Source organism: Pseudomonas sp. K5002 (genome assembly GCF_013386655.1).
Lineage (GTDB): Bacteria > Pseudomonadota > Gammaproteobacteria > Pseudomonadales > Pseudomonadaceae > Aquipseudomonas.
This window is the reverse complement of sequence record NZ_JACARK010000740.1, coordinates 1-8,391: the sequence shown is the minus strand read 5'-3', so window position 1 is coordinate 8,391 and position 8,391 is coordinate 1. Positions and strand designations below refer to the sequence as shown.

Sequence of the window (8,391 nt, the reverse complement as noted above, 5' to 3'; positions counted from 1 at the left end):
TCCGCGTGGGAATGCAGCTCGGACGCTCCGCGTCCCGAAGCGTGACGCGGAGCGTCACAAGAGGCGTGCCCACGCAGAGCGTGGGAACGATTTATACGAACTCGAAGCTGTCCGCATCCAGGTTCGCCGGGAAGCGTGTGCGGTACTCCGCCAATTCCGCTGCGTCCAGGCACACCTGGAACACCCCGTCCGCCTCCCCTGCGCTCAGCAGGCTTTCGCCCTGGAAGTCCACGACCTGGCTGTCGCCGGTGTAGGCAAAGCCCTTGCCGTCCGTGCCCACCCGATTCACCGCCGCCACGTAGCACAGGTTTTCAATGGCCCGTGCCGGCAGCAGACGGTTCCAGTGCTGGCGACGTGCGCCCGGCCAGTTGGCGGTGTACAGCAGCAAGTCAGTGTCCTGGGCGTCACGACTCCACACCGGGAATCGCAGGTCGTAGCAGATCAACGGACGAATCCGCCACCCCTTGAGTTCGAACTGCACCTGGCGCTCGCCGGGGGTGTAGTGGTCGTGTTCACCGGCCATACGGAACAGGTGACGCTTGTCGTAGTGCAACACCTCACCATCCGGTCGCGCCCACAGCAGGCGGTTGCGGTGACTGCGGTCGGCGGCCTGGATGATCACGCTGCCGGTGATCACCGCGTTGTACTTCTTCGCCTGGGCCTGCAGCCATTGATGGGTGGGGCCGTTTTCAGGCTCGGCGAGGGTTTCCGATTCCATCGAGAAACCGGTGGTGAACATCTCCGGTAGCACGATCAGGTCGGCACCCTTGGCCTGTTCCAGCAACAGTTCAAAATGCTCCAGGTTGGCCTGGCGGTCGTGCCAGGCCAGGGTGGTTTGCACCAGGGCGATGTTCAGGTTGGGCAGTGCACTCAGATCACGCATAGTTTCTCGGCTGCTTGACGCAGCGTCTCCTCGCGTTTGGCAAAGCACAGTCGCACCAGGCGCTGGCCTTGCGGTGGGTTCCGGTAGAACACCGAGACCGGGATGGTCGCAACGCCGTGTTCGCGGGTCATCCACAGCGACATGGCGACGTCATCCAGGTCCGGGCGAATCTGTGAGTAATCCACCAATTGAAAGTAGGTACCGGCCACCCGGGTAAAGCTGAAACGCGACGGTTCCAGCAGGTCGCAGAACAGGTCGCGCTTGGCTTGATAAAAAGCCGGCAGCTCCTCGACGTGTTCCGGGTGTTCGGCCATGAAGTCTGCCAAAGCGTACTGCAACGGGGTCACGCCGCAAAAGTTGACATATTGATGCACCTTGCGCAGCTCGGCGCTGAGGGCTGGCGGCGCGACCACGTAGCCGGTTTTCCAGCCGGTGACGTGGTAGGTCTTGCCGAACGAACTGACCACAAACGCACGCAGATACAGCTCTTCGTGGGCCAACACGCTGACGTGGGGCACACCGTCGAACACCAGGTGCTCGTAGACCTCGTCGCTGACCAGGTAGATGTCGCGGTCGCGGATCAACTCGGCCAACTGGTCCAGCTCGGCACGGCTGATCAGGGCACCGGTGGGGTTATGCGGGCTGTTGAGGATGATCATGCGGGTGCGCGGCGACAGCGCAGCGCGCAGTTGCTCGAAGTCCAGGGCGAAATCATCCAGGCCCAGTTGCACGTGTACGCAGCGACCGCCTGCCAGTTCCACAGAAGGCTCGTAGCTGTCGTAGGCCGGATCGAACACGATGACTTCATCACCGCTGCGGATCACCGCCTGGATCGCACAGAAGATCGCTTCAGTGGCGCCTGGGGTGATGGTCACTTCGCTGTCGGCATTCACCGTTGCGCCATAGCTGCGGGCGATCTTGGCCGCCACTTGCTGGCGCAGTACCGGCAGGCCGGTCATCGGGGCGTATTGGTTATGGCCCAGGGCAATGTGTCTGCCCACTCCATCGAGCAACTCCTGGGGCCCGTTAAAGTCGGGAAAGCCCTGGGACAGGTTGAGCGCACCGGTTTCGGCAGCGAGTTGCGACATGGTGGTGAAGATGGTGGTGCCGACATTCGGCAGCTTGCTGGTGATCATCGGTGCGCCCCTTGCGGTGAGCCCCAAGTTTTAAGCTGCATGCCGCGAAGGGTCAACCGCCAGGCACAAAAAAAGGGCTCCGAAAGAGCCCTTTTTCAACCGATCAGGATCAGCGCTTGTCGCGGCGCTTTTTGTCGGCCTTCTTGTGGTGCGTCATCATCCGGCGCTTTTTGTTTACCTGGCGGTCGGTGAGGCTGTTCTTGTTACCTTCGTACGGGTTCTCGCCACCCTTGAACTCGATACGGATCGGCGTACCGACCAGTTTCAAGACGCGGCGGTAGGTATTTTCCAGGTAACGCACGTAGGACTTCGGCACCTTCTCCAGCTGGTTACCGTGAATCACGATAATCGGCGGGTTGGCACCACCCAAGTGAGCGTAGCGCAGCTTGATCCGACGGTTGTTGACCATCGGCGGCGCGTGCTCGCTGACCGCATCTTCAAGAATCTGGGTCAGGCGGTTGGTCGGCCAGCGGGTAACCGCGGACTTGAACGAGTTCTGCACCGAGGCGTAGAGGTTACCCACGCCGGTACCGTGCAGTGCCGATATAAAGTGGATATCGGCAAACTCGACGAAGAACAGGCGACGCTGCAGCTCGACCTTGACGTAGTCGCGCTCGCTCGGCGTCATGCCGTCCCACTTGTTGATCGCAATCACCAGGGCGCGACCGGCTTCCAGGGCAAAGCCCAGCAAGTTCAGGTCGTGGTCTACCACGCCTTCGCGGGCGTCCATGACGAAGATCACTACGTTGGCGTCTTTGATCGCCTGCAGGGTTTTCACCACGGAGAACTTTTCAACTTCTTCGTGGATCTTGCCGCGCTTGCGCACACCGGCAGTGTCGATCAGCGTGTACTTCTCGTCGTTACGCTCGAACGGGATGTAGATGCTGTCGCGAGTGGTGCCCGGCTCGTCATAGACGATTACCCGGTCTTCACCGAGCATGCGGTTGACCAGGGTCGACTTGCCGACGTTCGGACGGCCGATGATCGCGATCTTGATACCGTCTTTTTCGCTTGGGCCAGGAATGCGCTTGGCTTCCTCGCCTTCGGCAACGATTTCTTCTTCGCCTTCGACTTCATCCACGTCATCACGCGGGAAGTCGCGCAGGGCGATTTCCAGCATCTGGGTGATGCCGCGACCGTGGGCACCGGCGATCGGGATCGCATCGCCCAGGCCCATCGGGCTGAACTCGGCGCGGGCCATTTCAGGATCGATGTTGTCGATCTTGTTGGCCACCACGTAGGAACGCTTGTTGCGCTTGCGCAGGTGCTCGCCAATCATCTGGTCTGCAGCGGTGTAGCCCGCGCGGGCGTCCACCAGGAACAACACGACATCAGCTTCTTCAATGGCCAGCAGCGACTGCTCGGCCATCTTTTCGTCCATGCCATGCTCGTCACCGGAGATACCACCGGTGTCGACAATAATGTAGGAGCGCCCTTGCCACTTTGCCTCACCGTATTGGCGATCACGGGTCAGACCGGACAAGTCGCCGACGATGGCGTCGCGAGTCCTGGTCAGGCGGTTGAACAAGGTGGACTTGCCGACGTTCGGTCGGCCCACCAGGGCGATTACGGGAACCATGCGGCTCTCCACTTCGTTATTTCAGAAAATACAAAAGCCGCTGCAAGGCAGCGGCTGGTGCTCGGGGCAGCGCTCGAAAGCGCCGCATGCCCTGCCGAAGCAGGGCCGCCTGGGAATTACCCCAAGCATAGTCAAACCATTACTTGATGGTCAGCGCTTCCAGTTTGCCGCTGTTGCCATACACGTAAAGCATGTTACCTACCACCAGCGGACGGGCACGCAGGCCGTCGCTGTCGATACGTTCGCGACCCACGAAGCGACCGTCCACCTGGCTCAGCAGGTGCAGGTAACCTTCAAAGTCGCCTACCGCTACGTAGCTGGAGAACACTTCCGGTGCCGACAACTGACGGCGGGCCAGGGAGTCGTTGCTCCACAATGCAGTGGTGGAACGCTCGTCGACACTTTCAACGGTGCCGGACGCCAGGCTTACGTAGACGCTGCCAAACCCTTGGGCGACACCGGCGTAGCTGGAAGCATCACGCTGCCAGTTGATCCGGCCGCTCTGCACGTCCAGCGCCGCAACACGGCCCTGATAAGTAGCGACGTAAAGGGTATCACCCGACAGCAGCAAGCCACCGTCGATGTCCACTACGCGGTCCAGTTCCGAACGACCTTGAGGAATCGCGACCCGGGTTTCCCAGGCCGGCACGCCGTTCTGGGTGTCCAGGGCGACCACTTTACCGGTCGACAGGCCTGCCAGTGCCAGGTTGCTGGTCACAACCGGACCGCTGGTACCGCGCAAGGTCAGGACCGCCGGCGTGCTGTCATACAACCAGCGCTGGTTACCGGTGGCGGCGTCGAGGCCGATCACACGGTCATCCTGGGTCTGCACGACAACCACGTCACCGTTGGTAGCAGGCGGCGAGAGCACTTCACTGGTCACGCGAGCGCGCCATTTCTCTTCACCGGTGCTCGAATCCAGTGCCACGACGTCGCCTTTCAGCGTGCCGAGCATCACCAGGCCAGAACCCACGCCAACGGCGCCGGACACAGGCAGTTCGAGGTCTTTCTTCCACTTGACGTCGCCGTTCATGCGATCCATGGAGACCACAACACCGGTGGAATCAGCGGCGTAGATAGTGTCACCGTCGATCGCCGGGACCATCAGGTTGTACAGATCGCCCTGACCGTCACCAATGGAGCGGCTCCACTGCTTTTGCAGGACCACTTCTTCCTTGAAGCTGGTCAGCTCGGCCGGAGGCAGTTCTTTTTTGCTGTTGCTGCTGCAACCCGCGGCCAAAACGGCCAGAGCCAGCAATGCTGCATGTTTCCAACGGATCACGTCACGCATCCCCTTTGGCCAAGTCGTCGAGCTTGATTTGTAAGCCACCGACCGCCGCTTCATCAGACAGCGCCGCCTTGGCTTTTTGGTACGCAGCATTGGCTTCGTCGGTACGACCCAATTGGACCAGGAGGTCGCCCTTGAGCTCTTCACGAGTGGCCAGGAATGCCTTGTCAGCATCGCCGTCGAGCAGTTTCAGTGCTTCGTCGGCCTTGTTCTGTGCCGCCAGTACCTGAGCCAGACGCTGACGTGCGATTTCACCCAGTGTCGGGTTGGCCGGCTTGTCGGTGATGGCTTTCAGCTCGGAGGCGGCGTCATCCAGCTTGCCGTTGTCGACCGCAACTTTTGCGACGAACAGGCTGCCGTATTGCGCGTAGGTGCTACCGCCGAATTCGCTCTTCAGCTTGCCGGCCAGGTCTGCAACCTGGGCCAGGTCAGGCTTGCCGTTTGGCGTCAGCGTGGTTTCCAGCAGTTGCTGATAGATAATCGAGGCGCCTTGCGACTGGTTAGCCTGATACTTGTGCCAGGCTTGCCAGCCGAACACCACTACTAAAGCCAGCAAGCCGCCAGTGACCAGGGGCTTGCCGTTGCGCTGCCACCAGTCTTTGAACTCGGCCAGCTGGTCATCATCAGTACTCGACACCCCAATACTCCTTAATCGCTAAATCGGCTGTTTGACAGCTTCAACCCTGCACGATGCAGGTGGCCAGGTGCGCTGCAAGCGCATCAAAGGCAATGCTTTGTTGTTCACCCTGACCACGCAGGGGTTTGAAACTTACCACTTGCTGGGCCAACTCATCATCACCCAGGATCAGTGCATACAACGCACCGCTCTTGTCGGCTTTCTTGAACTGGCTTTTGAAGCTGCCGGCGCCGGCATTGACTTGCAGGCGCAGGTTCGGCAGTTGGTCGCGCAGTTTCTCGCTCAGGGCCAGGGCAGCCAGTTCGGCCGCCTCGCCAAAGGCACAGAAGTACACGTCCACCTGACGGGAGATTTCTTCGGGAACCTGCTCCAGGGTTTCCAGCAGCAGGATCAGCCGCTCGATGCCCATGGCAAAACCTACGCCGGTGGTCGGCTTGCCGCCCATCTGCTCGACCAGGCCGTCGTAACGACCACCGGCACACACCGTGCCTTGGGCGCCGAGCTTGTCGGTGACCCACTCGAACACGGTCTTGCTGTAGTAATCGAGGCCACGCACCAGTTTCGGGTTGATGACGTAAGGAATACCGGCTGCATCCAGGCGAGCCTTGAGGCCCTCGAAGTGGATACGGGACTCGTCGTCCAGGTAGTCGGCCATTTTCGGCGCGTCCACCAGTACGGCCTGGGTCTCGGCGCTCTTGGTGTCCAGTACCCGCAGCGGGTTGGTTTTCAGGCGGCGCTGGCTGTCTTCGTCCAGCTTGTCCAGGTGGGCCGACAGGAATTCCACCAGGGCTTCGCGGTAGCGGCCCCGGGATTCGCTGGTGCCCAGGCTGTTGAGTTCAAGCTTGACCGCATCGCGGATGCCCAGCATGCCCCACAGGCGCCAGGTCAGCACGATCAGCTCGGCGTCGATGTCCGGACCGTCTAGGTTGAAGACTTCCAGGCCGATCTGGTGAAACTGGCGATAACGGCCTTTCTGCGGACGCTCGTGGCGGAACATCGGGCCGATGTACCAGAGCTTCTGCGGCTGGCCACCGCCGGTGAGGCCATGTTCGAGCACCGCACGCACACACGCGGCAGTACCTTCCGGACGCAGGGTCAGGGAGTCACCGTTGCGGTCTTCGAAGGTGTACATCTCTTTTTCGACGATGTCGGTCACTTCACCGATGGAGCGCTTGAACAGCTCGGTGAACTCGACGATCGGCATGCGGATCTGCTTGTAACCGTAGTTATCCAGCAGGCGCGCGACAGTGCCCTCGAAGTAGCGCCACAGGGGCGTCTGCTCAGGCAGGATGTCGTTCATGCCACGAATGGCTTGCAGAGACTTGCTCACATCAAATCCTTAAATTCGTTCGATCAGCCGCGCGCGATAACCGCTGCGTCAGCTTCGACCTTTTCGGCCGCTTTCTGGCGGATCAGCCGTTCCAGCTCATCCACCAGATTGTCATTCGTCAATTTCTGCGACGGCTTGCCGTCGATGTAAATCAGGTTTGGCGTACCACCGGTCAGGCCCACATGGGCCTCTTTGGCCTCACCCGGCCCGTTGACCACACAGCCGATCACCGCGACATCCAGCGGCACCAGCAGGTCTTCGAGGCGTACTTCCAGTTCGTTCATGGTTTTCACCACGTCGAAGTTCTGCCGCGAGCAGCTCGGGCAGGCAATGAAGTTGATGCCACGGGAACGCAAATGCAGGGATTTGAGAATGTCGTAACCGACTTTCACTTCCTCTACCGGGTCTGCCGCGAGGGAGATGCGAATAGTATCGCCAATCCCGTCGGCCAGCAGCATACCGAGACCCACCGCAGATTTCACTGTGCCTGAGCGTAAACCGCCGGCTTCGGTGATACCCAGGTGCAGCGGCTGGACGATTTCCTTGGCCAGCAGGCGGTACGCTTCTACCGCCATGAACACGTCGGAAGCCTTTACGCTGACCTTGAAGTCCTGGAAATTCAGGCGTTCGAGGTGTTCAACGTGGCGCAGCGCGGACTCGACCAGTGCGGCCGGCGTCGGCTCGCCGTATTTCTTTTGCAGGTCTTTTTCCAGGGAGCCGGCGTTGACGCCGATGCGAATTGGAATCCCGCGATCACGGGCGGCATCCACCACGGCGCGAACCCGGTCTTCACGACCGATGTTGCCCGGGTTGATCCGCAGGCAATCGACGCCCAACTCGGCCACGCGCAACGCGATCTTGTAGTCGAAGTGGATATCGGCGACCAGCGGCACCTTGACCAGTTGCTTGATGCGGCCAAAGGCTTCGGCAGCGTCCATATCCGGTACGGATACACGCACGATGTCGACGCCCGCCGCTTCCAGGCGGTTGATCTGGGCGACAGTGGCCGCCACATCATTGGTGTCGCTGTTGGTCATGCTTTGTACTGCGATGGGGGCATCGCCGCCCACCGGCACCGAGCCGACCCAGATCTTGCGCGATACGCGACGTTTGATTGGAGATTCGCCGTGCATGACTTTATTGTCCCAACTTGAGGCGAGCAGTCTCGCCACTGGTGAACGGCGCCACGTCCACAGGCTGGCCGTTGTAGGCCACTTGCGCGCCACGGGCAAAGCCCAGACGCAGCGTCAAAGGAGGCTTGCCGCCCTGGTCAAGTGTATCTCCCTTACGCTTCAGACCACTGAACAGCACCTTGCCGTTGCCATCGGAGACTTGCGTCCAGCAGTCAGCGACGTAGGTAATTTGGACTCGACCATCACCGGCGATCAGTACCGGGGTGGTTGGCGCGGAAATCGCCGGGGCGACGGGAGCCGTTGTTGCCGGAGCCTGCGCCGGTACTGCTGGCGTTGCTGGCGTATGAGCTGGAGCAGCAGGCGTCACTGCAACCGCTGGAGCGGGTGCGACGGGTGCCACTGCGG

The 8,391-nt window shown here is 60.9% G+C and carries 8 protein-coding genes; all 8 read right to left on the bottom strand.

Annotated elements, in window-relative coordinates:
- Positions 1-91: 91 nt before the first annotated feature.
- Positions 92-883, bottom strand: a complete 792-nt coding sequence (locus tag HX846_RS27500; protein ID WP_087695129.1) for an amidohydrolase — start codon at positions 881-883, stop codon at positions 92-94.
- Positions 871-2,019: a pyridoxal phosphate-dependent aminotransferase gene (locus HX846_RS27495; RefSeq protein WP_178966493.1), complete on the bottom strand. Its 1,149-nt coding sequence runs from the start codon at positions 2,017-2,019 to the stop codon at positions 871-873. The genes HX846_RS27500 and HX846_RS27495 overlap by 13 nt, the downstream gene beginning before the upstream one ends.
- A gap of 109 nt (positions 2,020-2,128) precedes the next feature.
- Positions 2,129-3,598, bottom strand: a complete 1,470-nt coding sequence (der, locus tag HX846_RS27490; RefSeq protein WP_003209661.1) for a ribosome biogenesis GTPase Der — start codon at positions 3,596-3,598, stop codon at positions 2,129-2,131.
- Between the two features lie 139 nt (positions 3,599-3,737).
- Positions 3,738-4,889 (bottom strand): outer membrane protein assembly factor BamB, encoded by a 1,152-nt coding sequence (gene bamB / locus HX846_RS27485; protein WP_003209662.1) that lies wholly within the window; start codon positions 4,887-4,889, stop codon positions 3,738-3,740.
- On the bottom strand, positions 4,882-5,523 hold the full coding sequence (locus HX846_RS27480; RefSeq protein ID WP_003209663.1) for a tetratricopeptide repeat protein: 642 nt from the start codon (positions 5,521-5,523) through the stop codon (positions 4,882-4,884). Before HX846_RS27480 ends, bamB begins: the two co-directional genes overlap by 8 nt.
- A gap of 40 nt (positions 5,524-5,563) precedes the next feature.
- Positions 5,564-6,853, bottom strand: coding sequence for a histidine--tRNA ligase (gene hisS / locus HX846_RS27475; protein WP_087695130.1), 1,290 nt, complete (start codon positions 6,851-6,853; stop codon positions 5,564-5,566).
- Between the two features lie 23 nt (positions 6,854-6,876).
- Positions 6,877-7,986: a flavodoxin-dependent (E)-4-hydroxy-3-methylbut-2-enyl-diphosphate synthase gene (gene ispG, locus HX846_RS27470; protein ID WP_003209666.1), complete on the bottom strand. Its 1,110-nt coding sequence runs from the start codon at positions 7,984-7,986 to the stop codon at positions 6,877-6,879.
- A 4-nt stretch (positions 7,987-7,990) separates the two neighbouring features.
- Positions 7,991-8,391: RodZ domain-containing protein (locus tag HX846_RS27465; protein ID WP_178966492.1), on the bottom strand; the 401-nt coding region annotated here is incomplete at its 5' end.